This is a genomic window from Burkholderia sp. 22PA0099, from assembly GCF_047497165.1.
GTDB lineage: Bacteria > Pseudomonadota > Gammaproteobacteria > Burkholderiales > Burkholderiaceae > Burkholderia.
This window is the reverse complement of the sequence record NZ_CP163165.1, coordinates 219,832-244,982: the sequence shown is the minus strand read 5'-3', so window position 1 is coordinate 244,982 and position 25,151 is coordinate 219,832. Positions and strand designations below refer to the sequence as shown.

Below are 25,151 nucleotides of genomic sequence, written 5' to 3'. Positions count from 1 at the left end.
CACCGCCTTACTCCCCCATCTCCCCCAAACACCGCAAACAAGCCGCCGTCACCCTCCCCATCAGCGCATCGAACCGCCGTTCATCCGCGAACTGGTAAACCCCTTCCCCCTGCCCCACCCCACCAAACTCCTCCATCAACGCCGCCACTTCATTCTCAATCGCAAAAAACGGAAACTCGATCGTGTCATCCATCGCGCGCAGCAGCACCACGTTCGGCGCATCGCGCCACTTCGACCGGTCGTTGATCCACGCGGCCAGCGTCTTCGTGACGTATTCGCCGTCGCTGCGCCCATGATGCCTGCAAGCCATTACCGCCACGGTTTCACTCCTTCGTGAAGAAAGCCATCCTGCCTACCGGTCACCCGGCCGGTTCGTTCGCTCCCCTTCGACCCGGCCAACCGGCCATTCATTCCCGTCCATGAAGCCGCGGCGAGCCGCGACGCCATAAATAAAAAACACGCCCGCAAAAGCGGGCGTGCGATCGATACAGGGCAAGGGCCAAGAAAGCCCGAAGAACCTCACCGCCCCCGCACCATGCTCCCCAGCACGCCATCGCGCCGGATCAACCCATGGAACAGCGCGGCCGCCAAATGCCCCACCACCGCGGCAAACAGCACGAACGCCAGCACCTCGTGCGCATTGCGCAGCCACGCGAACGCCACCGGATCGGCCCCCATCAGCGCCGGCAGCTGCACGCCACCGCCGAGCATCACCGGATACCCACCCGCCGACAGCATGGCCCAGCCGATCAGCGGCATCGCCAGCATCAGCCCGTACAACACCCAATGCGACAGATGCGCAGCCGCCTTCTGCCACACCGGCAGATCCTGCGGCAAGGGCGGCGGCCGGTTGGTGAAGCGCACCACCAGCCGCACGATCACCAGCACGAGGATGGCGATGCCGAGCGGCTTGTGGATCGCGATCAGCATCGCGTGCCGCAGCGACACGGAATTGACCATCCCCACCCCGATAAACAGCATCGCGATGATCATCGCGGCCATCAGCCAGTGCAGCAGCCGCGCGATCGGATTGAACCCGTTAGCGTTCTTCATCATTTGCCCTCCGTCGCGGCCGGAGCCTTGGGTTGCGCATAGCCGGGCACGGCAGCTTCCTCGCTGGTGCGTCGGCGGTAGGACACGGCATAGGCGGCCGAGCGCGCCGCCAGCAGCGGATCGTCGGACACCTCGATGCCGCGCGGCAGCACCGTGGGGTCGTAGTTGATGTCGCGGCACGGGCCGCTGTCCTGCGCCTCGGCCTGGTTGAGCGTCAACGTGCCGAGGTCGATGGTCTTGCGGTCGGCAGGCCACGGCTTGGTGGCGTCGTCAACCGGGTCGCCCGGGTTGGCGAACGTCACGAGCCAGTGCCAGCGTTGCGGCCCCTTGGCGAGCCGTTCCTCGAGGTCGGGCTGCAGCACGTTCGGGCCGCTCGCCACGGCGCCGTCCTGCTGCTCCGGCACCACGCGCCAGCGCACCGCGTGCTTCGCGCCCTGCGCATCGACGAAATAGAACGCGTTGATGCCGTAGTAACTCTCGGTGGCGAAGCTCGCGCTGGGCTTGGCCGTCTTGACCCAGGCGCGGAACGCGGCGGTCTCGGGGTGCGAGGCGAAGAACGCGCCAACTTTCTTCGGATCGGGCTTGCCGGTGGCCGGATCGGGCTGGGTGGCCACCAGTTGGGCGTAGAACGCCTCCGGCGTCGCCACCGGGAACACGGGCATGGCGTTCATGCCGGTGCGCCACTGCGCGCCGTCGGGCGCGGTCAGGCGCAGCGCGAGGCTGCGGATCGGCACGCTGGTGTCGGGTGCATAAGGATTGCCGCCGGGCACGGCGAAGCGCCCCACCACGGGCGTGCTGACGCCGGCCGCGAAGAACGGCGCACTCGACCAGGCGGCGCCGTCGCCATTGCTCTCGAAGCTGCCGGTCACGCAAATGCCCTTGGCGTGGTTGCGGCGGAAGCCGGGGTGCGGGTCGCCGGGGCCTTGCAGCCCGTTGACGATCCGATCGGCCGTCAGCCGATGCGGCGTAATCCAGCCGCCGGTATAGGCGAAGGCGGCCACGGCAGCCGCGGCCACGCCGCCGATCAGCAACCAGCGCCAGGCGTTGCCGCCGCTCGGCGGGGTCGGTGAATTGGGGGGAGGATGCGCCATCAGTTTCGCTCCTGACCTGGAAGTCGTTTAGGGGGGACGCGCATAAGACGAACGGCAAGACGCTTTATTCCCTCGCCACCCGAAATTTCTTCGCGGCAGGCGTCAAACCGGTGCGCCGCCCTCAACCCTATCTCGAAATGGAATAAAGTCGAGCGGCCGGCGTCTCACGCAGATATCCACCCGCGCCGCCCGACGGCCCACCATGTCCACTGCCGATCTCGACGATTCGTTGCGCGAACTGCTGCCGCGATTGCGGCGCTTCGCACTCTGGCTGACCCGCGACGTCCACGCCGCCGACGATCTCGTGCAGGCGTCGATGGAACGTGCGCTGACGCACTGGAGCGAGCGTCGCGAGCCGGCCGCGCTGCGCAGCTGGCTGTTTACGATTCTCTACCGCCAGTTCCTCGATTCGCGCCGCAGCGCCAAGCGCTACGCCTGGCTGCTCGGCCGGCTCGGCGGCGAAGACGAGCCGCAATGGCCGTCGGCCGAGGACGAAGTGGTCACACGCTCGATGCTCGATGCGTTCGGCAAGCTGACGACCGAGCAGCGCAGCCTGCTGCTGCTGGTCGCGGTCGAGGGCTTCAGCTACCGCGAGGTGGCGGAGCTGCTCGATATCCCGATCGGCACCGTGATGTCGCGCCTCTCGCGCGCCCGCGCCGCGCTGCGCGCGCTCGGCGACGGCGAATCCCCCGCTCCCACGCTGCGACTGATGAAATGAACATTCCGCCCGACGACCACGATCTCCAGGCCTATGTCGACGGCCGCCTCGACGCGCCCTCGCGCGCTGCCGTCGAACGCTGGCTCGACCACCATCCGCAGCGCGCCGAGCAAATGCGCCAGTGGCGCCGCGACGCGCAGGCGCTGCGCGCCGCGCTCGACGGCCTGCCGCTGCCGCCGCCCACCCGCGAACTCGATCCGGCCCTGCTTCGCGCCAACCGCCACGCGCGGCTGCGCATGCGCGGCGCGATCGCGGCGGCGTTGTTCCTGTGCGTCGGGCTCGGCGGCGGCGCCGGCTGGATGATGCGCGGCTGGCAGATCGACAGCGGCCCGGTGCTGGCGCAAAACGCCAACGGCAACAACGGCGCCCTGCTGCCGGCTTCCGCGACGATCAAGCCGATGGGCGACGCGCTGGCCGCCTACCGGCTGGTGGTGGACCGCAGCGCGCAGGTGGACGTCGTCACGCACCAGCCGGCGGACCTGCAGGCCTGGCTCGACCGCTCGGTCGGCAGCGCGATCCGCCTGCCCGATCTGTCGAAGGCCGGCTTCAAGCCGGTGGGCGGCCGCCTGTTCGCGACCGAGGACGGCCCGTCGGCGATGGTGCTCTATCAGGACGACACCGGCCACGCGGTCAGCTTCTACGTGCGCCCGCCGGGCGGCTCGGAGCGCGTGCTGCTGAAGAACGGCTCGCGTCGCGACGGCGCGCTGCTCGCGCAGTACGGCTCGCACCAGGGCTACAACTACGCGCTGATCGCGCCGACCCACGGCGTGGACGACGCGGCGCTCGGCAGCGCGCTGGCCGTCGTGCGCGGCTGATACAACCGCGTCGGCCGACGCGCCGCACAGGAAATCACAGCGGATAGCCTGTGGACAGATTGGGTAAAACACGGATCTGCACAGCCTGTGCGGAAAGTTGTTCTGTGTTTCCTGTGACTGTTCACATCGCTCCGGCACAGTTGTGCGGGCTGCACAGCACTGATCGAAAAGGCGTAAACGTGGTTATCCACAGCGGCAGACGCCCCTTGTTAACTACTACTACTTGTGTATACGCAAAGCTAAGAACCGGTGGGGATAGCCACCGGCGTGGATAAGTGCGTGCACAACCGGTTCCGAATGCTGTGTGGGCAACGAGACGGCATCCACTCGCCCATGAAAAAAGGCCGGCGCAACATTCCGTCGCGCCGGCCTTCCACAGCCATCCAAGCTCGAAATCCTAAAACCCGAACGACCGCTGCCCCGTCACCCCCAGCAAATCATCCACGGTCCGGGCCCGCACGAAATGCACCGGCCCCTGCGCCCCGGCAATCGCCTTGAAATGCGCCTCGCCGCAGCCGATCTTGCGGCGCTCGCGGCCACGCAGTTCGGCATCGTCGGTGCGGCTGTCCATCTCGACCACATAGCACTGGCTCGGCGAACCGGCCTGCTCGACCAGCACGAGCCAATCGGGCCGGTAGTCGCCCAGCGGCGTCGGCACGCGGAACCAGGCCGGCAGCTTCGCGTACAGCGTCACGGCCTCGCGAGCCTCCAGCGCATCCACGAACGCGCGCTCGGCCGCCGAATCCACGGCGATGGCCGTGGTGATCGATTTGCGCGCGTCCTCGCGCAAATCCTTGCGATAGCCGGTCACGGGCTCGTCGACGAAGCGCGCGAGCGGCCAAACCACGCCGTCGCCAATCCGCTTGTAGGCGATGCCGTCGACCAGCGCCTGCCGCTTGCAGCGGTTCACGGCGTCGCTCACCAGCGCGATGAACGCCTGCGGATTGATGCGGAACGCATCGAGCCGGCCGCTGCCGGTCAGCACGGCGGCCAGCGTGCGGCGCGTGAGCTGGGTGCGGTCCTGCAATTCGGTGAGCAGGTCGGGCAGTGCAACGTCACCCTCGTCGAGCACCACGGTGCCGGCCGACGCGGTTTCGGTGGCCTCCACGCCGGCCTTGCCGATCGAGATGTCGGCCTTGCGCCATTGCAAGCGCGCGCGCGGCACCTCGGGCGCGGCCTTCAGCGCCGCGATGCAGGCCTCGACGAGCGCGGCGTCATCGAAGCTCACGCGATACGTCGTGCGGGCCTGCACGCGGCTCCAGAGCGCCTGGAACGCCTCGCCCAGCACCACCGGTTGCCCGTTCGCGTCGGTGCGCAGCGCGAGCAGGCGGCGGTCGTCGGCGTTGCGCACGTCGAGCCGGCCCGACAGCTTGCGCAGCAACTCGACGATCCGGTGCCGCAGCGGCTCGAACGCCTCGGGCAACGGCAGCACACCACCCTTGAGCACGATCTTCAGCGTATCGAGCACCTTGCCCTGGGCATCGATGAAGCCGCCCTCGTGCAGGTGCGCCCACAACGCGGCCGAGCGCGTCATGCCGAGCGGTGCGGCGGTGCCGTCGCCGTTCGTCACCGGAATCGCGGCGAACTGGTGCGTATCGACGATGCCGAAGCGAATGCCGGTATCGGCCTCGATCTCCCGCTGCAGGTTCGCGGCGAACTGCTCGTAGCTTTCGGTCGCGACCACGGTGAGCGTGTTGACGTCGAAACCGCGCACCCGTTCGCCGCGCTGATCGACGGCCAGCCGCAGCCCGCGGCCGATGGTCTGGCGCCGCTCGCGCTCGGTGCGGATGTCGCGCAGCGTGCAGATCTGGAACACGTTCGGGTTGTCCCAGCCTTCCTTGAGCGCCGAGTGCGAGAAGATGAAGCGCAGCGGCGTGGCGAACGACAGCAGCCGCTCCTTCTCGCGCATGATCAGCCCGTAGGCGCGCTCGGCGTTCTCGCGGCCGCTCGCATTGCTGTCGCTGGTTTCGGTCCAGCCGCCCTTGCGGTCGATCGAGAAATAGCCGTCGTGCGCCGCTTCCACGTCGGTCGCCGGATCGAAGTTCGCGAACAGCGCGCGGTACAGCGGCAGCCGCGCCGCACGCTTGTACTCATCTTCGAAGATCGCCGCGTACGGCCCCTTGACGGCCACGCCACCCGGTTCGTAGCGCCGGTAGCGCTCCACGCTGTCGACGAAGAACAGCGACAGCACCTTGACGCCGAGCGGCTTCAGGCGCAGCTCCTTGTCGAGATGCTCGCGGATCGTGCGGCGGATCATCTCGCGCTGGATCGCGAGCGGATCGACGTCGCCGTGCGCATCGCCCACCGCAAGGAACGCCTCGCCGCCCGGGTAGCGCAGTTCGACGAATTCGTTGCCGCGCGTGGTGTCGATCTCGCCGATCCGGTAATCGGCGTACACGGCGCGGCGCGTCACGCGTTCGAGCAGGTCGCCGTCGCCGACCGTCACGGTCTGGCGCTCGACGCCCGACGGCGCGGCCACGTCGAGTTCCACCCGCGCGGCGATCGTGCCGCGCCGGTTGCTGACCGATACGAGCCGCACGTAAGGCTTGTTGTGCGCATCTTCCACCGTGGCCGACGCCACCTCGATCTGCTTGACGAGACGCCGCTCGTAGGCATCCACCGCATCGAGCCGGTAGACCATTTGATAGAGGTCCGCGTGCGTGGCCGAATAGCGCAGCGTGCAGAGCGGCGCCATCGCGTCGAGCGCCTCCTTGCCGCGGCCTTCGAGGCCGCCGTCCACGCTTTGCGGCTCGTCGACGATCAGGATCGGCCGCGTCGCGCGAATCAGGTCGATCGGCTTCTCGCCGCCGGTCTTCTCGCTCGGCTTGTAGAGATTGTTGACGTCCTTGCGGTTGATCGAGGCCACGGTGGCGACCATGATCTGCACGTTCGCGCTGGCCGCGAAACGGCGCACCTGGCCGAGCTTGGTCGAGTCGTACAGGAAATAGTCGAACGGCACGCCGTCGTAGAGCCGGCGGAAATGCGAGCGCGTGATGTCGAGCGTCTTGTGCACGCCTTCCTTGATCGCGACCGACGGCACCACGATCACGAACTTCGTGAAGCCGTAGCGGCGATGCAGCTCGAAGATCGTGCGCAGGTACACATAGGTCTTGCCGGTGCCGGTTTCCATCTCGACGGTGAAATCGGTGGACGCCAGCGGCCCCGACGGCGCGAGGCCGCCGCGCACCTGCACGTCGGCCAGGTTGCGCGCGAGCGCGGCCTCGTCGATCGCCAGCCGGTTGCCCACCGCGAGCGCCGTCTCGGCCACGCCGATCGGCATCTGGCGCGCGGCGCTGGTGGCGCCGTCGCCAATTTCAGCCGCATCCACGCTGAACGCGGCGCGATGCGCATCCTGCCCGCGAAACAGGTCGCACACCGCGTTGACCGCCTCGATCTGGTAATCGAGATCGGCCTCGAAATGCAGTTCCATCATCGGCGCGCCCGCGGCCTGCGCGTCGAACGTGTTGCGCGCCATCACAAGCTCCGGACGGAACGGATTCCGTGCTGTTCGAGGATCGCCGAGAGGTTCACCTTGGCCACGTCGTCCACGAACGCGCCGTCGCGGAACACGCAGGTCACGTCGTGCACGGGCGGGGCATCCACCGCATCGAGCACGCCCACGATGCCCTGCGCCAATACTTCGGCTTCCGAACGATCGATGCGCGCCGCGAAGCACGCGACGATCGCGCCGGCGATCACGTGCACCTGCTTGCCCGCGATCGGCAGCGTGTCCACCGGCGCGCACAGATCGAGGCCGAGCTTGATGGTCAGTTCGGCCAGCAAGTCCTGGTCGGTGCGGCCGGCCTTGATGTGTTCGACCGCATCCAGCAGCGATTGCTGCACGTTCGCGCCGCGCGGGTCCCATTCCACCACGTTGGTGGAATCGAGCCGGAACACGCGAAAGCCCACGTCGATGGCGGCCTCGGGATGCGCGTCGACGATCTTCGCGGCGGCACGGCGCAGCCGTTCCTTGGTGATCTCGGCGAGGTTGGCCGGGCGCTTGAGCTTCGCGCAGAACTCGGCCGCGGCCTTCTGATCCTTGCTCGACGCATCGAGCGGCTCGGGCAGTTGCACCAGCGCGAAACGGCGGCGGCCGCCGTCGGCGGCGTTGGCTTCCATCACCGCGTGCGCGGTGGTGCCGGAGCCGGCGAAGCAGTCGAGCACGAGGTCGTCGCCGCCCGTGAGCCAGCCCACCAGCGCGGCCGAGAAATCGGTGGGCTTGGGCAGGTCGAACGGGATCGCCAGCGCCTTCAGGCGCGCGTCGTCGGAGCCGCCGAACGGCAGGATCGACGGCACGTTCTCGTGCAGGTTCTCGTCGAGGAAATAGATCCGCTGCGGCTGGGTGGTGTCGTCCGCGCCGAATTCGATCAAGCCCTTGTCGAGCAGCTCGCGCATGGTGGCGGGCGGGTTGCGCCAGCCGCGTTCGGGCACCGGGCAGGGCTTGCCGGTAACGGGGTGGGTCAGGGCGATGAAGTAGTCATCCGGCGCGCGCTTCTTGTTCGGCCAGGCCATCGACACGAGCCGGTAGACGCGCCCGTCCGGCGACAGCCGGTCGTACATCGCCTCGCCGCCCGACAGCGTGGTTTGCGTGCGCAGCCACGCGCGGTAGGCCTGCGTGGCCTCGGCGATGGTGGCGGTATCGGCGATCGCGTCGTGCGCGGCGTCGAGCATGCGCTGCGCGTTGCGCTTCGGGCGCTTGAGCGGCGCGTGCTCGTAGAGCCATTCGGCGTCGCGCGCGAACAGCACGATCGATTCGTGCTGATACGCGATGCCGCGCGCGTCGCCCTTCGGGTTGCGCTTGTCCCACACCGCCACGCCGAGTTCGTTCTCCTCGCCGAAGATCTCGCGCATCACCAGCACCAGCGCCGGCAGTTCGTGCTCGTCGATATGCACGGCGATCAGGCCGTCGCGCGCGAGCAGGTCGAACGCGAGCTTCAGGCGCGGGTACATCATGTTGAGCCAGTCGGTATGGAACCGGCCGCTCGCCTCGGTGTGGCTGCTGACCTTGACGCCGCCGGCCGCCTGGCCGGTCAGCGTGAGGTAGTGGCGCAGGCTGTCGGTGAAGTTGTCCGGGTAGACGAATTCCTTGCCGGTGTTGTACGGCGGATCGATATAGACGAGCTTGACCGAGCCGGCGTAGCTCTTGTGCAGCAGCTTGAGCACTTCGAGGTTGTCGCCCTCGACCATCAGGTTGCGCGTGTCGTCCCAGCTCAGGCTTTCGTCGCGGCAGGGCCGCAGCGTGCCGGTGGAGGGTGTCAGCGCGAGCTGGCGCGCGCGGCGCTTGCCGTGCCAGGCCAGGCCGTATTTCTCGTCGGCCTCGCCCACGGTGCGTTCGCCCACCAGCGCGCGCAGCACGTCGAGGTCGAGCGCGGCGCCGTCGGGGCCTTCGGTGACGGCCTCGGGGAACAGCGCCCGGAGCCGCGCCAGGTTGTCCTCCGCGAGATCCGCGGAGCGGGCCTCGGGACTGGCGGATTCGATCTTCTGCATCGTGTTTTCCATATCAAGCTTGAGTGGCGCGCCGGCTCGGGGTTCCCCGGCATCTGCCGCGACATGCCGCGATGGCCGGCGCGCCGTGTGGCGAACACGGCTTGCGCGGGCAGGGCGGGCGCGGCGGGAACGGTGGACCGAGGGTCGCGCCCGGCGCGTCAGGGCGCGCGAAAAGCGCCGAGCGGGCCGGGCGGCCGGACGAACATTCTGGGGTGTGAAACCGGGCCGGCGCAGCGGCCGGCGGCGGCGCTTCGCCGCGCCCGCCAGGCAGCGTTCGCGGCGCGCCCGATGGAAGCGGGCGAAGCAGGGAGCGGAGGGCGGAACACGGGGAAGGGCATGGCCGGCCGCGGGGCCGGTTTGCACAACGTGAGCCGAATTTTAACGGAAGCCCGCCGCCACGCGGCCCATCATCTCGTAGCCGTTGTCGAACAGGCGCGAGAAGAACGGAATCATGTTGGGCACCATCAACTGCACCAGCAGCATCCCGACCAGCATCAGCACGGGAAAGCCCACCTGGAAGATGCCGATCTGCGGCGCGGCGCGGTTCAGGATGCCGAGCGCCAGGTTGGCGATCAAGAGCGCCGCCACCACCGGCAGCGCGAGCAGCAGCCCCATCGAGAACACGTTGATGCCGGCCCCGACGATCACGCGCCAGCCCGCCGGATGCAGCAGGTCGGCCGACACCGGCACGCTGGAGAACGATTCGACGATGCCCGCGATCAATTGCAGATGCCCGTCGAACGCCACGAACGCGAGCATCGCGAACGCGTTGAGCACGCGGCCCAGCATCGGCGTGGTGCCGGCGTGCGGATCGAAGAAGGTGGCAAAGCCCAGGCCCATCTGCAGGCCGATGTAATCGCCGGCGGCCTCCACCACGGCGAACACGATCTGCATCGTGAAGCCGAGCGATACGCCGATCAGGAACTGGTTGATCAGGATCCAGATGCCTTCGGCCGAGAACACCGTAGCCTGCGGCAGCGGCCCGAGCGCGGGCGCCACGGCGATCGCGACGAACGCCGACACGCCGATCTTGACGCGCACCGGCACCGCCGCGTTGCCGATCAGCGGTGCTGTTGCGACCAGCGCGAGGATGCGCACGAACGGCCACAGGAAGGCCGTCAGCCAGACGTTCAGTTGCGCGTAGGTAACGGAGAACATCGGCGGGGCGCGGCGCTCAACTGACGCCGAGCGTGGCGACATGCATCAGGATGTCGCGCGTGTAGTCGACCAGCGTGGACAGCATCCACGGCCCGGCGATCACCATCGCCACCACCACCGCGATCAGCTTCGGGATGAACGACAGCGTGGTTTCGTTGATCTGCGTGGCCGCCTGGAACAGGCTGACGACCAGGCCCACCACCAGCGCCACCAGCAGCAGCGGCGCGGCCAGCAGCAGGCCGATCATCATCGCCTGATGGGCCAGCGTCATGACGGTTTCGGGAGTCATCGCCGCTCCTAGGTGAAGCTTTGCGCGAGCGAGCCGATCAGCAGTTGCCAGCCATCCACCAGCACGAACAGCATCAGTTTGAACGGCAGCGAGATGGTGGTCGGCGAGACCATCATCATCCCCATCGACATCAGCACGCTCGCCACCACCAGGTCGATGATCACGAACGGGATGAAGATCGTGAAGCCGATCTGGAAGCCGGTCTTCAGCTCGCTGGTCAGGAACGCGGGCACCAGCAGCGGCAGCGGCACATCTTCCGGGCCCTGCATCGGCGGCGCCTTGGCGATCTTTGCGAACAGCGCGAGATCGGTCTCGCGGGTCTGCTTGAGCATGAAGGTCTTGAACGGCGCGAGGCCGCGCTGCACCGCCTGATCCATCGGCAGCGTGCCGGCCGAGAACGGCTTGTAGCCGTCGTTGTAGGCGCGGTCGAGCACCGGCGACATGACGAACAGCGTCAGGAACAGCGCGAGGCCCACCAGCACCTGGTTAGGCGGGGTGGTGGTGGTGCCGAGCGCCTGGCGCAGCAGCGACAGCACGATGATGATGCGCGTGAAGCTCGTCATCATCAGCACGATGGCCGGCAGGAACGACAGCATCGTGAGCAGCAGCATGGTCTGCACGCTCAACGAATACGTGGTGCCGCCGTTCGGGCCAGGGCTCGTATTGAAGGCCGGCAGGCCCTGCGCCTGCGCGTGGGCCAGCGACGGCAGCGTCAGCGCCGCCAGCGGCAGCAGCACGGCGGCCAGCGTCAGCGCGCGCACGGCCAGCGGGGCGCGACGCGCCCGCTGCGCAATCCGCGCGATCGATCGAAACAGCGTCATATCTCAGGAATCCTTGCGGCCTCGGCCGCCCAGCCGCTTGGCGACTTCACCGCCCAGCGCGCTGCGAAAGCGCTCGCCGAACGAGCCGGCCAGCGCGTCGTCGGCCGGCGGGGCGTTGCCCGGGCCTTGCGGTGCGTTGCCGGCGCTCGCGCCCGCCGCCTCGGTCGAACCGGCCGGCAACGTATGGAGCAGCCGCACGTTGCCGGGCGCGACGCCCAGCACCAGCCAGGTGTCGCCGATCTCGACCACGGTGGCGCTTTCCTTGCCGCCCACCGCCACGCTCGCCACCACCTTCAGCGCGCCGCCGCGCCGCGCGGGCTGGAACCCGAAGCGGCGCGCGAGCCAGGCGCAGCCGAACACCAGGCCGATCACCACGGCCAGGCCGACCACGGTTTGCAGCACGGCGCCCGCGCCGAGCGAGGGCACCGCGGAGCCGACCACCACGCCCGACGCGTAGGCCGCGGGGTGGTTGACGGCGTTCATGTCGGCCGCGCCTGCCATGGCCGGAGCCAGGGCCGACACGGCCAGCGCCGCGGCGGCGGCCACACCCGCGATGCGTGGCCGCACGGCCCGCACCACCGGCACGGCGCGCGCGACGGGCGCGACGGGCGCGGTTGCGGCGTTCATCGGTTCAGCTTCCGGATGCGCTCGGACGGCGTGATGATGTCGGTCAGCCGGATGCCGAACTTGTCGTTGACCACCACCACTTCGCCCTGGGCGATCAGGCAGCCGTTGACCAGCACGTCCATCGGCTCGCCGGCCAGGCCGTCCAGCTCCACCACCGAACCCTGCGCGAGTTGCAGCAGGTTGCGGATCGCGATCTTGGTGCGGCCCAGCTCGACGGTCATCTTGACGGGAATGTCGAGAATCAGGTCGATGTCGTTGTGGGTCGCGGTCGACGCGGCCTTCGACAGCGGCTGGAACACGCCGGCGCCGGTCGCGCCGGCCTCGATCGGCTGATCGTTCTGTTCGGCGAGCGCGGCCGCCCAGTCGTCCAGGCCGGCATCGTCGGCCGCCGCATCGGCGCCGGATTTCTTTTCGCTGTCGGGCGTCGGGTTCAGCTCAGTCATATCCACCTTCCTTCATCGTGTCGCTTGCGCTGATCATCCGGTTCACCCGCAGCGCGTATTGCCCATTGAAAATCCCGTAACCGCATTCCATCACCGGCACGCCGTCGACCTTGGCCGTCACGGCGTCGCCGATGTCGAGCGGCAGCACGTCGCCCACCCGCAGGTTCAGGATCCGTTCGAACGTGGTCGGCAGTTCGGCCAGATCGGCGGCCAATTCGACCTCGGCGGCCTGCACCTGCTGCGACAGCACGCGTACCCAGCGGCGGTCCACTTCGAGCGCCTCGCCCTGGATCGGCGAACTCAGCACGTCGCGGATCGGCTCGATCATCGAGTACGGCATGCAGATGTGCAGCGTGCCGCCGGTCGAGCCGAACTCGATCGAGAACTGCGTGACGATCACGATCTCGTTGGGCGTGGCGACGTTGGCGAACTGCGTGTGCATCTCCGAGCGCACGTGCTCGAACTGCAGCGGCCGCACGCTCTTCCAGGCCGCCGTGTAATGCTCGAAGACCAGATGCAGCAGCCTGCTGATGATGCGCATCTCGGTCTGCGTGAAATCGCGGCCCTCGACCCGGGTATGGAACCGTCCGTCGCCGCCGAACAGGTTGTCGACCACGAAGAACACCAGGTTCGGGTCGAACACGAACAGCGACGTGCCGCGCAGCGGCTTGACGTGCACCAGGTTCAGGTTGGTCGGGATCGGCAGGTTGCGCGTGAATTCGCTGTACTTCTGCACCTTCACCTGGCTGACCGAAATTTCGGCCGTACGGCGCATGAAGTTGAAGATGCCGACCCGCAGCAAACGCGCGAAGCGATCGTTGATGATCTCCATGCCGGGCATGCGCCCGCGGACGATCCGTTCCTGCGTCGCCAGGTTGTACGGGCGAACGCTGGCCCGATCGACGGGTTCGTCGCTCGAGTCGATTTCGCCTGTTACGCCTTTGAGGAGGGCATCGACCTCCTCCTGCGACATGAATTCTTCGTGGCCCATGGCGCTCCCTTGGCGGCGTTACTGGACGACGAAATCGGTGAACAGCACCTCGTCGACGCGAGCGCTGCGATTGCCCGGCTGCGTGGGCTGTTCGATCAGCTTGCGCAGCTCGTCGGCCAGCGCGCGCTTGCCGTCCAGCGACGCGAGGTCTTCCGGATGCTTGTTCGACAGCGCCAGCAGGATCCGGCTGCGGATCTCCGGCATGTGCTGGGTCAGGTATTCCTGCGCGGTCGCGTCGGTCAGCTTCAGCGTCAGGCCGACGCGCAGGTAATGCAGGCCGTCGTCGGATTGCAGGTTCACCGTCATCGATTCGAGCGGGAAGAACACCGGCGTCGCCAGCGGCGGCGGCGGGGACGGCGGAACGTTCGATGCCGAAGCCGGATGCTTCGACAGGAAGAACCACGCGCCGGCGCCGCCCGCGGCGGCAAGGGCGATGCCGATCAGCGCGAACAGGATGATGCGTTTGAACTTGCCGGTGGGCGGGCGTTCGGATGCGGCGGATGCGGTGGTGGTGGCCATGGGCGTGCGTACTGGTTGACTCGTAGCCGGATTGTCAGGGGGCAACCGGTCGCGCGATGTGACGAACAGAGGGGGGATTTGCGCCTATCTCGCCGGTTTGTCGAACCGGGGCGGGCGCGGCAGCCCCGATGAAGGCCGTGGGCGCGGAAGCGGGGCGGGTTGCGGGAGCGAGGCGGGGCGGGCGTTCGGGCTCGCTGGGGCGGGGCGGGCGGGTGGTTGGACGGGGCGTTCGGGGAGTCAGCCGTAAATCGGCCGCGATCCGGTGACATGGACGGGCCGGGCGGCAAAACCCGCACCCGCCCAACCCCGCCGCGCACACCTACATCGGCAAATGCGCGAGCAGCGGCGCGATCAGCACCATCGCCACGCCGGCGATCATCATCGTCAGGCTCGACACCACGCCTTCCTCGCCGCCGATCTCGCGCGCCTTGGCGGTGCCGATCGCATGCGCGGCGGCGCCGAACAGCGCCCCGCGCGCGAGCCGCGAGCGCAGCGGCAGCACGGCCAGCATGAATTCGCCCATCAGCATCCCGCACACGCCGGTGACGATCACGAACAGCGCGGTCAGGTCGTGCGGCGCGTGCAGGCGGTCCGACACGGCGATCGCGAACGGTGTCGAGATCGAGCGCGTGACGAGCGTGCGCTGCAGTTCGGGCGACAGGTGCAGCAGCTTGGCCAGCAGCAGCGAGCCACCGACCGCCGCGACGATTCCCACCACCACGCCCACCGACAGCGACAGCCAGTGGCGGCGGATCAGGTGCCGGTATTCGTGAATCGGCACCGCGAACGCGATGGTGGCCGGCCCGAGCAGCCACATCAGCCAGCGCGTGTCGTGGAAGTAGACGGGATAGGGCAGGCCGGTCAGCGCGAGCGCGGCCACCAGCAGCACCGGCACCGCCACCAGCGGCGAGAACAGCAGCGTCTTGCGCGCCCGGTACAGCCGCTTCGCGCCGAGATAGAGCGCGATCGTCACGACGAAGCAGGCGGCCGAGAGCGCGGCGTTGGCGGCCGGCGACAGTGCGGAGAAATCGACGAGATCGACGAGATCGAATCTCATGACGGGCTCCGGGCGGCTCAGGCAGCGGGCCGGGCGCGCTGGGCAAGCGCTTCGCGGGCCTCCCGCGCCTGGCGGATTTCACGGGTCTTGCGGATCTGGCGTGCCGCGCGCGCGCGTCGACCGCGTTCGAGCCGCCGTTCCAGGCGCGCGGCCTGCTCGACGGCCAGCGCCACCACGCACATCACGAACGCCGTGCCGACCACCAGCAACAGCGCAAGCTGCCAGCCGTTGGCGCGGAACAGCCCGCCGTACTGCACGGCCGCGACGGTCGCCGGGATGAAGAACAGCAGCATGTCGGTGAGCAGCCAGTTCGCGCCGTCCTTCACCGCAGCCGGCGCGAGGCGGCCCGACATCAGCAGCGCGAGCACCGCCGCCATGCCGAGAATGCCGGCCGGAATCGGCAGCGAGAACGCCCGCACCAGTTGATCGAGCACGGCCCACAGCGCGGCCAGCGCGCCGGCCTGCCAGACGATGCGCAGCCCGCGCCGCAGCGCCCCGGCCGGAGCCGAGCACACGGGGGCGGTCGGCTCGGCGGCGGGCGCCGATGAAACGGTGGCGGGCGTGAACTTCGGCATGACGTCGGGTGCGGCTTGATCGATGGGATGGGGCGAGTATAGGATTGGCGCTGTCATAAATAAAATGACTTGTTCCCATCAAAACCATTCCGGATCGGAATTCCCCGGCCGGGAACCCTGACGTTCACCGGAGGCGTGATGGAACTGCGTGCGCTGCGTTATTTCGTCGAGGTGGTCCGCCAGCAAAGCTTCACGGCGGCGGCCGAGCAAATGTTCGTGACCCAGCCGACCATCAGCAAGATGGTCAAGGCGCTGGAGGACGAGGTCGGTTCGCCGCTGCTGCTGCGCGACAGCCGCCAGATGACGCTGACCGACGCCGGGCGGATCGTCTACCAGCGCGGCCAGGACGTGCTTGCCGCGCAGGCGCAGTTGCAGGCCGAACTCGACGATCTGGCCGAACTGGGGCGCGGCGAGCTGACCATCGGCATTCCGCCGCTCGGCGGCGCCGCCTTCACGCCCGCCATCGCGGCGTTCCGCCAGCGCTATCCGAACATCGAACTGAAGCTCTACGAGCAGGGCGCGCGCACCATCGAGACGGCGCTCGCGGCCGGCGAACTCGAACTGGGCGGGGTGCTGGAGCCGGTCGATCCGGCCGTGTTCGACGTGCTGCGCATGGTGCGCGCGCCGCTCTGGCTGGTGGCGCGGCGCGGTGCGCGCTGGGATCGCGACGATACGGTGGCGCTGGCCGATCTGGCCGAGGAACCGTTCGTGTTCTACGCCGAGGCGCTCGCGCTGCACCAGGCCGTGCTCGACGCCTGCGCGCAGGCCGGCTTCACGCCGTCGATCGTCAGCCGCAGCGGGCATTGGGATTTCATGGCGGCGCTGGTGCATGCCGGCGTGGGCATCGCATTGCTGCCCGAGCCGTATTGCCGCCGGCTCGATCCGGCCCAGTTCAGTTGCCGGCCGATCGTCGAACCGGAAATCCAGTGGTCGATCGCGGTGGGCTGGCTCAAGCGCGGATACCTGTCGCATGCGGCGCGCGCCTGGCTCGAGGTGGCGCGCGAGGTCGGCCCGGCCGATCCGGGCAGCGATCTGGCGTTCGACAGCCTGCGGATCTGGGGGCAGGACGGCGGGCGGCGATAAGCGCGGCGATACGGCGCCAGGCCCATGTCAGGTCGATTGCTGCCGTGGCAAGGATGAACCAGCGGGAAAACGGTCGATTACGGCCAGGCCAGCAGCCGGGATTCGATGCTTCTCAGGCTCCGACGGGCGCGTCCGGCGTGGTCAACGTCACAGCCGCCGCAGCGGCCGTTTCCGGCGTATTCGCGATGAAACGCTGCAACAGCGAGGTCATGGTGTGCAACTCGTCGGCCGAGAAACCCGTCAGCTGCGCATTCAGCTCGCCGGCCACCAGCCCCGGCAGCGCCTGCGCGGCTTGCGCGCCGCGCTCGGTCAGCGCCAGCTCGATCACGCGGCGGTCCGCCGCGCTGCGCCGGCGCTCCAGCAGCCCCTTCTTTTCGAGCCGGTCGAGCATGCGCGTCATCGAGCCGCTGTCGTAGCAAAGCCGCCGCGACAGTTCGAGCGGCGTGCCGGCCTCGCCGCGCGCCAGCATCAACATCACGCCGATCTGCTGCGCGGTCAGCCCGAGCGGCGCGAGCGCGTGATCCATCCGCTCGACGAACGCCTGCCGCGCGCGCGTCAGGTAGAAACCGACGCTCGTTTCCAAATCGATGCTGCGGGGATCGTAAAGGAGGGTCATCGCGCGGGCGAAAAGTGTTGTTTCCGAGATAAATTCTCGCCCAGTATCTTGAAAATTGATTGCATGGTCAATATTATTTCAGGCAATCATTCTTTCGTTTCAGACATCCGCGAGCACCCAGCCCACTCTTGCCTGAACCGCCTTTGAGCCATTCGCCGAGGAAGTTCGTCATGCCGTTCCTGATCCCGATCGCCAGCGCCCTGCGCCGTTACGCCCGTCCCTTGCTCGCCCGCTCGCCGCGCGGCTGGAAGCTCGCGTTGATGGTGGCGATGCTGGTGCTGCCGGGCGGCTCGCTGGCGGCGCTCGGTTTTGCCTGGTTCGAGCAGCGGCGCCAGCGCGCGCGGGACGGCAAGGCGACGGCCGACGAGCCGTCGTCGTGGCAGCGCCTACTCGCGCTTGTCACACCGCCGCAGCCGCCCCATCCCGTACATTGACGCGCTGACGCCCACCCGCCGGCGCGGCCCGCCCCGCCGGCCGACCTTTCTGCGCCGTAATCGCCTGTAACCACGCCCTCCCTCCCGGTAACACCTGCGCACGCACCCAGCCTTTACCCTTACGGCTTTCCGGTTCGTTTTTGCCGCATTCGTCAGTTACCATTCCGGCCAGGCCGGCCGCCGCCGCGCCGGTAGCCGCATCGTTCGCCGGCCCGCGAGCGGGCGGCGCCCAGACAGGAATCCAGTCCATGCAGCCAGTTTTCCCCTCGCGGTCACGTCATGCGCTGCGCATCGCCGTGTCCGCCGCCGTCGCGGCGCTCTTCGCCGGATGTGCGGTCGGCCCCGACTACCATCGCCCCGACGTGTCGATCCCGGCCGCGTACAAGGAAGCGCCGGACGGCTGGAAGGTCGCGCAACCGGACGACCGCACCGATCGCGGCGCGTGGTGGAGCGTCTATCAGGATCCGCAGCTCGACGACCTGATGACCAAGCTCGACGCCGCCAACCAGTCGATCGCGCAATTCGCCGCAGCCTACCGGCAGGCCCGCGCGCAGGTCGCGCAGGCCCGCGCGGCCTACTTCCCGACGCTCGGCGCCACCTTCGGCGGCACCCGTTCGTCCAGCCCCGGCGGCTCCACGCAGGGCTTCACCACCGGCCGCAGCAACAGCACCGCGTACAGCGCCGGCCTCGACGCCTCGTGGGAGCCCGACCTGTGGGGCAAGGTCAGCCGCACCGTCAGTTCCGAGAAGGCCGGCCAGCAGGCCGCCGCCGCCGATCTGGCGAATGCGCGACTGTCGGCGCAGGGCACGCTTGCGCAAACCTACTTCCAGCTACGCGAAACGGACGCCGCGCAGAAGCTGCTCGACGACACCGTCGCCGCCTTCCAGCGCTCGCTGCAACTGACGCAGAACCAATATGCGCAGGGCGTGGCCGCGCGCTCGGACGTGATCCAGGCGCAAACCCAGCTCCAGTCGGCGCAGGCCGCCGCGATCGACAACGGCATCGCCCGCGCGCAATTCGAGCATGCGATCGCCACGCTGATCGGCGTGCCGGCCTCCAGCTTCGCGCTCGGGCCGATGCCGCTGACGGCCGAACCGCCGGCCACCCCGGCCGTGGTGCCGTCGGTGATCCTCGAACGCCGGCCCGACGTGGCCGCCGCCGAGCGCCGCGCGGCCGCCGCCAACGAGCAGATCGGCGTGGCCATCGCCGCGTTCTTCCCGACCCTCACGCTGTCGGCCACCGGCGGCGTGCAAAGCTCGGCCTGGTCGCAACTGTTCTCGCTGCCGTCGCGAGTCTGGACGGTCGGCCCGCAACTGGCCGCCACGCTGTTCGACGCGGGCCTGCGCGCCGCGCAAACCGACGCCGCGCGCGCCAGCTACGACCAGACCGTCGCCGAATACCGCGCGGCCGTGCTGACCGCGTTCCAGGACGTCGAGGACAACCTCGCCTCGCAGCGCATCCTCGCCAACGAGATCGTCGTGCAGCGCCAGGCCGTGGAATCGGCGCAACACGCGCTCGACATCATCACGAACCAGTACAAGGCCGGCACCGTGGCCTTCCTGAGCGTGCTGACGGCGCAAACCACGGCGTTTACGGCCGAGCAGAAGCTCGTCACGCTGTCGGGCAGCCGGATGGTGTCGTCGGTGAATCTCGTGAAATCGCTGGGCGGCGGATGGGACGTCTCGCAGATGGATCGCGAGACGGGCGGCGTGGCCGCACCCGCACCGGCCTCGGCTTCAACGCCGGCTGCCGCGCCGGTGGCCGCCTCGTCGGCGTCGGCCGCCAAGGGCTGAACGCCCGCATGACGTCGGCCCGGTGAGGCCGGGCGCGGCGGCCTGCGCACCGCCGCGCCGTGTTCCTGTCTTTTCCTCTTGCATCGCCCGGCCGCCTTGCACCGCCGGGCGCATCCTGCTCAGAACGTCAGCGTGACCTTGCCCGGGCCGATCGGCTTGCCGAGCAGGTTCAGCAGCCCCGCGAGGTTCTCGCGATGCGCTTCGTCGGCCTCGGCCGTGCCGTTGAACACCGAGGTGGCGCCCGCGAACGTGCCGTGCCCTTCCAGCGTCAACGGCCCGTTCAGCGTGGACAGATCGAGCGTGGAGTTCGCCCCCTGTGCCTGCCAGACGGCGCGATACGAGCCGAGCGGCTTGACGATCGAGATCCGCGAGCTGACGTCGTGCATGGTGACGGTGAGCCGCCCGAACACGTCCTGGCCGAACAGCCGCCAGTCGCTCCAGTCGATCCGCACGTCGCCCTGCAGGTCGAGCGTGTTGAACGGCGTGCCGAGCCCGGCCAGCAGCGAGGCCGGCACGGCCATCGCGCCGGCCGACACGGTCGCGCCGCGCAGCGTGGCGTTGACGGTGACGGGATCGGGCATCGCCTGGGTCTGGCGCATCTGCATCTGCACGCGGCCCGTGAACAGCGGCCAGAACGCGGTGCGCCATTCGATCCGGCCCGGCAGCAGCGTCGAGGTGCTGCGGTCGCTGCCCGGCGCCAGCAGCAGCGTGGCCGAGCCGTGCCACAGCGAGCCGTCGGGATCGACCAGATTGACGTGCCCGCCGGTCGCGCGCGAGAACTGCGGCGTGACCCACGCGGCGGGCAGCAGCGCGACGATCACCACGCCGATCGCCAGCACGCCGGTCAGGCACCACGGCAGCGCCGCGCGAATTCGCCTCCACAAGCTCATTGGCTTACCGCTCCCGACATCATGCCGCGGGCTGGGTTGCGTGCTTCCATGGGTTTCACTTGTTGACGCTCGACGGTTGCATCACGACGGTCAGGTCCACCTGGCCGTCTTCCTTCAGGGCGGTGGCATGCGCCTCGCCCACCTGTACCTTGAACTGCTTGCGCACGTCGTCGGCCCATTGCGTCCAGATCGGGAACGCCACGTTCTTCAACTGCACCTGCACGCCGTTGCCCACCACCTGCACCTGCGCGGCGGTGATGCCGTGGTCGGTCAGCGAGCCGTTCAGCGCGTCGCGCAGCGCCACGCCGGTGGGCGCGACGCCCTGCGCGGCGGCGGCCAGCGAGCGCGCCTCGTTGGCCTGCTCGGTCATCTGCGCCAGTTGCAGGCGCATCGCCGGCAGCGCGTGCGCGATGCGCTCGCTGTTGTCCTGCGCCGGCGCCCACAGCAGCGAATACAGCACGTACGCCACCAGCAACGCACCGCCCCAGCCGAGCAACATCTTTTCGCGCGAATTGCGCTCGTCCCAGAACTGGGTCAGGGTTTCGGTCAACTCCGCCTTCATGATCCGCTCCGGATGGTCCATTTGCCCGTGCTGCTGTCGATCTCGCCCGTCAGGCCGTTACGCGCGAGGCGCGTGCCGAAATCGGGATCGACCTTCACCTCGGGCTTGAAGCCGACGTCGAGCCGGCGGTCGTGATAATCGAGCGAGGCGATGCCGTTGGCCGGCAGCGGCCCGAGCGAACGCGCCACGCCGCTGGCCAGCGCCAGGAAATCGTTCGGCGACAGCTCGCCGGCCGCCACCCGCAACTGGTCGATCTGGCGCGTCATCTGCGCGGGCGGATCGAGCACCACGGTGGTTTTCGGGAACGCCGTCAGCAGCGTTTCGGTGATCTGCGCCGACAGCGCGTCGCGCTCGTGCGCCAGCCGCCACCAGTGGATGTTGATGCCGATCACGGCGATCACCAGCGTGACGGCCGCCAGCGCGGCCGGCAGCTTCAGGCGCGAAATGGTGGCCCGGTCGAAGCGCCACGGCATCGCTTCGAAATCGAACTGGCAGAGGTTGAAGCGGGCTTCGCGCGCGCGCCGCGCGAACGCGTCGAACGGCAGCGGCGTGGTGCCCGGAATCGCGTCGGGCGCGGCCTGCGGGGTGATCGAGGCGAGTTGCGGCTCCGCACCGGGCGCGCCGAGCTGATACAGCTCGAACGGTGCCCCGGCGGTCAGCGCGGCCAGCGTGGAACCGGCCGAGGCGGCCGGCGCGGTCAGCCCTTCGCCAAGCAGGCCGCGCGCGATGGCGAGTTCGACGCGCGGCGCGGCCGCGATCGACAGCGCCGCATCCACCGGCATCGAATCGATGCGCGCCACGATGGCGGCCACGATCGGCACCCGCAGCGGCTCGCCGTTCGCGCCGGTGTGGGCCGCCACTACCGCCGGCGCTTCGGCCGGCGAGATCACGGCGGCTTCGGTGATGCCGTGCGCATCGTCATCCTCACCGGCGGCCGGCACCGGCTCGGCGGCGGGCGCGAGCGGCGCCCCGTCGGGCAGCGGCAGGCAGCGCGTGGCCGGCACGGCGCGGATCGCGCGATGGCCGGCCGCCTTGAACGCCTCGATCGCGAAGCGGAACCACTCGCGGTCGATCACGGCCAGCACGCGCCGGCCATCGGGCAACGCAACCGGATCGACGGCGATATGGCACGCCTGCGGGTCCTGGATCAGGTAGTCCTCGACGATGTTCGGCAGCGCCTGGCGCAGCTTCGGCCCCTTCACGGCGGGCACGGCGGCGGCCAGCAGCAGCAGGTCGCGCGCGGCCACCACCAGCACCGTGGCGGCGGCATGCGGCAGCGACGCCAGCGATGCACGGCCCGCGCGTTGCGTATGGCCGGCCTTGTCGACGAGCGCGAACGACAATTCGGGCCATTGCCACTCCGGCAGCGGCACGGCCGGTTCGCGCGGCGGCAAAACAACAATCAACGTGCTCAAGACACCTCTCCCGGATGGCGTTGTTATAGCTGATCGGATATCCGCACGACGCGCGTGGTGTGCGTCATCGAATCGCGATACACGAGCGAATTGCGGTCGATCTCCGCGCGCCCGTGCTCAATATGCCCGTGAACGATGAAATAACTGCTGGTCACGTCGATCTGGGTGGGATCCAGCAGCGTATTCGGCACGCCGGTGGCCTGCAGCGCGAGCTGGGCGTCGCCGACGTTGCGGAAAAACACGTTCTCGCGGCGCGCCACCAGCGTCTGCGCCGACGACACCGACAGCCCCGGCAGCAGCGCCGCGATCACCTCGGCGCGCGCGGTATTGAGGTTGACCGGCGTGACGGTGGGCAGCACCGTCACGAACGGCCGCAGCCGCTCGACGACCTCGGGCGTCACGCCGTTTACGTCGAGCAGCGAGGCCACGCTGATCGGCACGATCGGCGAGGCGCCGTGGCTCGCGTCGGTGCCGCCGTCGTCGTCCTCGAAACCGGGGTCGGGCTGGCCCGAATTGGTATTGCCGCCGGTCGGCACCGGCACGCCGGCGGTGCCGGGCGCGTTGGCCATCTGGAAGCGCGTGGCCGAATTGCGCAGCGCGGCGCGCATCTGCTGCGCGATGCGCAGCGCCAGTTGCGAATCGATCGACAGCGAGGTCAGCAAGCGCTTGAGCGTGCCGATCGCCGACGCGTTGAGCTGCAGCACGCCGGGCGCGGGCGTGGTCACCAGGTTGCGCAGGTTGAAGCGCGCCTGCGCGTCCTCGATGTCGCCGGATAGATAAGTGTCGTCGTCGCCCGAGACATCGGTGACGCCGATCTTGCCGAGGAAATCGGACAGCCGGGTCTTCGCGATCGGCACCGCCCAGATGCCGCCCAGGTACGTGACGCCGGGCGAGGTGTCGCCTTCCGAGCGCAGGATCATGCGGGTCCAGTCGAGCGCGCCGCGCGCCACCCATTGCGCCTGCATCAGCAGGCGCTGGTTCTCGATGCGGCGGATCTGCACCTGCTGGCGCCAGAGCATGCCCGACACGAGGATCGCGGTAAGCGCCACCACCAGCAGCGCGCTGATGATCGCGACGCCGCGCTGGCGGCGTGCACCGGGCCGGGCGGGCAAGGCAGCAGAGGAGGGCGGCAGCGGCCGGAAGGTGCGCATCGTCATTCCCCGATCAGGAACACGCGCCGGATCGGCTTGTGCAGCGAGGTGGCGCCGATGCCGACCTCGAGCCCCGTGACCGAACGCTCGGGCGGCCCGTTGCCGACGATCGGCTGCTTCATCGCCTGGTTGTTCTTGGCGAGCGCGTCGTCGGCGCTCGGCATGTTGATGGTCCAGCCGACCTTCGGCACGTAGATGCGCGCCGTGATCGAGCCGACGCCGCGCATCAGCGGCACGCTGCTCCAGCCGTCGAGGCTGTCGCTGCCGAGCATGCCGCGCAGCACGCGCGCGTCGGAAATGGGCGGCGAGGCGTGGCGCACCACGCGGCCCGACGCGATCAGGTAGCGCACGATCTGCAGGCGCGGAGCGCCGCCGGGCGTGTCGAAATAGCGGACGATCTGCAAGGTGTTGCCGGACACGCGCACGGCCGGCTGGCCGGCTTCGTCGTCGCTGACGGCGCGGCGCGCGTCGATGCGCATCTGGTCGAACATCTGCGCGAAGGTGCGCTCGTCCTCCATCACCGCTTCCACGTGATTGCGGCCGCGGATCACCTGATCGAGCCCGCGCCACGACAGCAGCGCGAGCACCGCCATGATCGCGATCGCGATCAGCAGCTCGATCAGCGTGAAGCCGCGCGCGCGGCGCTCAGAGCGAACGATTGGTTTCATTCGCCACCACCGTCACCATCTGCGCGAGCACGCCTTTCTCGCCGGTCTTGCTGACCGACACCTCGACGCGCCGGAACACCGGGTTCGGCGTGGTCTTGACGCGCTGCGTGCAGCTCAGTTCGAGATTGCCCTGGGAGCAATCGAAGGTTTGCTCGCCGACCTCGGGCCAGGCGTGCGCGAGCCGCAGCTGGCCGAGCACGTCGTCGGCGCTCCAGCTTGCCAGCAGGCGGTCGTTCAGCGCGCCGGCATTGCTGGCGAGCGTGCCGACCGCGCGGATCGACGCGGCCAGCGCGATCGCGATGATGGCCAGCGCGATCAGCACCTCGATCATCGTGAAGCCGCGTGCGCGCGAGGCGCGGCGCGGTGCAGGGGTGAGCCGGGCGGACATGGTCAGCGCACCTCGTAGCGGCCGTTGCCGGTGCCGACGATCGTCGCGCTGCCGATCGCGGAATAGAGCGTGACGCGCACCGGCACGTCGATCGGTTCGGTGCCGAAGACGATCCGGTTCACTTGTGTATCGGAACCCGGGTAATCGATGCTCGCGCCGGTCACGCCGCCATCCCAGTCGCGCGGGCGCAACAGGTCGTCGCGCAGCGTGCGCCAGCCGTCCTGGCTGCGGATGTCGAAACGGAAGCCGTGCTCGGTGGGCTGCCAGGCGATCGGCCGGGCGCGAACCTGGGCCTCGTCGCCGGCGCTTTCGAGCAGCAGCGAGACGCGCACCGCTTCCTCGTGGAGGTCGGTGCGCGGATTGCGCCGCATGGTCAGCGTGGCCGCCGTCACGAGGATCCCCGCGATCACGAGCACGACCATCATCTCGAGCAGCGTGAAGCCGTGCATCCGCCGGGGCGGAGAACGCAGCAGGGCAGTGCCGGGGGTTCGCATGACAAACGAAGGG

27 protein-coding genes are annotated in these 25,151 nt (G+C 69.0%); 5 read left to right on the top strand and 22 right to left on the bottom strand.

Annotated elements, in window-relative coordinates; genetic code table 11:
- Positions 1–7: 7 nt before the first annotated feature.
- The 3 genes from AB4851_RS16315 to AB4851_RS16305 all read right to left on the bottom strand — a co-directional run bounded on the left by AB4851_RS16315 (position 8) and on the right by AB4851_RS16305 (position 2,144).
- On the bottom strand, positions 8–319 hold the full coding sequence (locus AB4851_RS16315) for a hypothetical protein (protein ID WP_414450663.1): 312 nt from the start codon (positions 317–319) through the stop codon (positions 8–10).
- A 200-nt stretch (positions 320–519) separates the two neighbouring features.
- On the bottom strand, positions 520–1,056 hold the full coding sequence (locus tag AB4851_RS16310; RefSeq protein WP_414450662.1) for a cytochrome b: 537 nt from the start codon (positions 1,054–1,056) through the stop codon (positions 520–522).
- Positions 1,053–2,144: a catalase family peroxidase gene (locus AB4851_RS16305; RefSeq protein ID WP_414450661.1), complete on the bottom strand. Its 1,092-nt coding sequence runs from the start codon at positions 2,142–2,144 to the stop codon at positions 1,053–1,055. Before AB4851_RS16305 ends, AB4851_RS16310 begins: the two co-directional genes overlap by 4 nt.
- Before the next feature lie 202 nt (positions 2,145–2,346).
- On the opposite strand from AB4851_RS16305, the gene AB4851_RS16300 reads away from it, so the two are divergent.
- Complete coding sequence (locus AB4851_RS16300; protein ID WP_414450660.1) at positions 2,347–2,862, top strand: RNA polymerase sigma factor; 516 nt, start codon at positions 2,347–2,349, stop codon at positions 2,860–2,862.
- A complete protein-coding gene (locus tag AB4851_RS16295; protein WP_414450659.1) occupies positions 2,859–3,677 on the top strand; it encodes an anti-sigma factor family protein in 819 nt (272 codons plus the stop codon). The genes AB4851_RS16300 and AB4851_RS16295 overlap by 4 nt, the downstream gene beginning before the upstream one ends.
- Before the next feature lie 397 nt (positions 3,678–4,074).
- On the opposite strand, the gene AB4851_RS16290 is transcribed toward AB4851_RS16295, so the two are convergent.
- The 11 genes from AB4851_RS16290 to AB4851_RS16240 all read right to left on the bottom strand — a co-directional run bounded on the left by AB4851_RS16290 (position 4,075) and on the right by AB4851_RS16240 (position 15,644).
- The gene (locus tag AB4851_RS16290) at positions 4,075–7,107 is read right to left on the bottom strand and encodes a type III restriction-modification system endonuclease (RefSeq protein ID WP_414451870.1); all 3,033 of its coding nucleotides are present in this window, start codon (positions 7,105–7,107) and stop codon (positions 4,075–4,077) included.
- A 44-nt stretch (positions 7,108–7,151) separates the two neighbouring features.
- Positions 7,152–9,176 carry a site-specific DNA-methyltransferase gene (locus AB4851_RS16285; RefSeq protein ID WP_414450658.1) on the bottom strand — a complete coding sequence of 675 codons (2,025 nt, stop codon included), beginning with the start codon at positions 9,174–9,176 and terminating at the stop codon, positions 7,152–7,154.
- Between the two features lie 366 nt (positions 9,177–9,542).
- Positions 9,543–10,322, bottom strand: coding sequence for a flagellar biosynthetic protein FliR (gene fliR / locus AB4851_RS16280; protein ID WP_414443477.1), 780 nt, complete (start codon positions 10,320–10,322; stop codon positions 9,543–9,545).
- 16 nt (positions 10,323–10,338) lie between these two features.
- The gene (gene fliQ / locus AB4851_RS16275) at positions 10,339–10,611 is read right to left on the bottom strand and encodes a flagellar biosynthesis protein FliQ (protein WP_414443478.1); all 273 of its coding nucleotides are present in this window, start codon (positions 10,609–10,611) and stop codon (positions 10,339–10,341) included.
- Positions 10,612–10,619: 8 nt separating this feature from the next.
- Positions 10,620–11,432 carry a flagellar type III secretion system pore protein FliP gene (fliP, locus tag AB4851_RS16270; protein WP_414450657.1) on the bottom strand — a complete coding sequence of 271 codons (813 nt, stop codon included), beginning with the start codon at positions 11,430–11,432 and terminating at the stop codon, positions 10,620–10,622.
- Between the two features lie 3 nt (positions 11,433–11,435).
- Entirely contained in the window at positions 11,436–12,059 is a 624-nt protein-coding gene (gene fliO, locus AB4851_RS16265) for a flagellar biosynthetic protein FliO (protein WP_414450656.1), read from the bottom strand.
- Positions 12,056–12,502, bottom strand: a complete 447-nt coding sequence (gene fliN, locus AB4851_RS16260) for a flagellar motor switch protein FliN (RefSeq protein WP_414450655.1) — start codon at positions 12,500–12,502, stop codon at positions 12,056–12,058. The genes fliO and fliN overlap by 4 nt, the downstream gene beginning before the upstream one ends.
- Positions 12,495–13,493, bottom strand: coding sequence for a flagellar motor switch protein FliM (fliM, locus tag AB4851_RS16255; RefSeq protein ID WP_414450654.1), 999 nt, complete (start codon positions 13,491–13,493; stop codon positions 12,495–12,497). Before fliM ends, fliN begins: the two co-directional genes overlap by 8 nt.
- 18 nt (positions 13,494–13,511) lie before the next feature.
- The gene (gene fliL / locus AB4851_RS16250) at positions 13,512–14,012 is read right to left on the bottom strand and encodes a flagellar basal body-associated protein FliL (RefSeq protein WP_414450653.1); all 501 of its coding nucleotides are present in this window, start codon (positions 14,010–14,012) and stop codon (positions 13,512–13,514) included.
- A 319-nt stretch (positions 14,013–14,331) separates the two neighbouring features.
- Positions 14,332–15,069: an LrgB family protein gene (locus tag AB4851_RS16245; RefSeq protein WP_414450652.1), complete on the bottom strand. Its 738-nt coding sequence runs from the start codon at positions 15,067–15,069 to the stop codon at positions 14,332–14,334.
- 17 nt (positions 15,070–15,086) lie between these two features.
- On the bottom strand, positions 15,087–15,644 hold the full coding sequence (locus AB4851_RS16240) for a CidA/LrgA family protein (RefSeq protein WP_414450651.1): 558 nt from the start codon (positions 15,642–15,644) through the stop codon (positions 15,087–15,089).
- A 138-nt stretch (positions 15,645–15,782) separates the two neighbouring features.
- Here AB4851_RS16240 and AB4851_RS16235 point away from each other — a divergent pair, with 138 nt between their 5' ends.
- Positions 15,783–16,727: a LysR substrate-binding domain-containing protein gene (locus AB4851_RS16235; protein WP_414450650.1), complete on the top strand. Its 945-nt coding sequence runs from the start codon at positions 15,783–15,785 to the stop codon at positions 16,725–16,727.
- Positions 16,728–16,839: 112 nt separating this feature from the next.
- On the opposite strand, the gene AB4851_RS16230 is transcribed toward AB4851_RS16235, so the two are convergent.
- The gene (locus tag AB4851_RS16230) at positions 16,840–17,343 is read right to left on the bottom strand and encodes a MarR family winged helix-turn-helix transcriptional regulator (protein ID WP_414450649.1); all 504 of its coding nucleotides are present in this window, start codon (positions 17,341–17,343) and stop codon (positions 16,840–16,842) included.
- Positions 17,344–17,513: 170 nt separating this feature from the next.
- Between AB4851_RS16230 and AB4851_RS16225 the strand changes: the two genes are divergently transcribed.
- On the top strand, positions 17,514–17,777 hold the full coding sequence (locus tag AB4851_RS16225; protein WP_414450648.1) for a multidrug ABC transporter ATPase: 264 nt from the start codon (positions 17,514–17,516) through the stop codon (positions 17,775–17,777).
- A gap of 248 nt (positions 17,778–18,025) precedes the next feature.
- Positions 18,026–19,570 carry an efflux transporter outer membrane subunit gene (locus AB4851_RS16220; RefSeq protein WP_414450647.1) on the top strand — a complete coding sequence of 515 codons (1,545 nt, stop codon included), beginning with the start codon at positions 18,026–18,028 and terminating at the stop codon, positions 19,568–19,570.
- A gap of 119 nt (positions 19,571–19,689) precedes the next feature.
- Here the strand turns inward: AB4851_RS16220 and AB4851_RS16215 are convergent, their stop codons facing one another.
- From AB4851_RS16215 to AB4851_RS16185, 7 genes are read right to left on the bottom strand one after another with little or no spacing between them, the layout of a single operon-like run.
- Positions 19,690–20,460, bottom strand: a complete 771-nt coding sequence (locus AB4851_RS16215; protein ID WP_414450646.1) for a type II secretion system protein N — start codon at positions 20,458–20,460, stop codon at positions 19,690–19,692.
- A gap of 55 nt (positions 20,461–20,515) precedes the next feature.
- Positions 20,516–21,022 carry a type II secretion system protein GspM gene (gene gspM, locus AB4851_RS16210; protein WP_414443491.1) on the bottom strand — a complete coding sequence of 169 codons (507 nt, stop codon included), beginning with the start codon at positions 21,020–21,022 and terminating at the stop codon, positions 20,516–20,518.
- Positions 21,019–22,437: a type II secretion system protein GspL gene (gene gspL, locus AB4851_RS16205; RefSeq protein WP_414450645.1), complete on the bottom strand. Its 1,419-nt coding sequence runs from the start codon at positions 22,435–22,437 to the stop codon at positions 21,019–21,021. The genes gspM and gspL overlap by 4 nt, the downstream gene beginning before the upstream one ends.
- 23 nt (positions 22,438–22,460) lie before the next feature.
- A complete protein-coding gene (gene gspK / locus AB4851_RS16200) occupies positions 22,461–23,594 on the bottom strand; it encodes a type II secretion system minor pseudopilin GspK (protein WP_414450644.1) in 1,134 nt (377 codons plus the stop codon).
- On the bottom strand, positions 23,591–24,256 hold the full coding sequence (locus AB4851_RS16195) for a type II secretion system protein J (protein WP_414443493.1): 666 nt from the start codon (positions 24,254–24,256) through the stop codon (positions 23,591–23,593). The genes gspK and AB4851_RS16195 overlap by 4 nt, the downstream gene beginning before the upstream one ends.
- Positions 24,234–24,644 (bottom strand): type II secretion system minor pseudopilin GspI, encoded by a 411-nt coding sequence (gene gspI, locus AB4851_RS16190; protein WP_414443494.1) that lies wholly within the window; start codon positions 24,642–24,644, stop codon positions 24,234–24,236. Before gspI ends, AB4851_RS16195 begins: the two co-directional genes overlap by 23 nt.
- A 2-nt stretch (positions 24,645–24,646) precedes the next feature.
- Entirely contained in the window at positions 24,647–25,138 is a 492-nt protein-coding gene (locus tag AB4851_RS16185; RefSeq protein WP_414450643.1) for a GspH/FimT family pseudopilin, read from the bottom strand.
- Between the last annotated feature and the right edge of the window lie 13 nt (positions 25,139–25,151).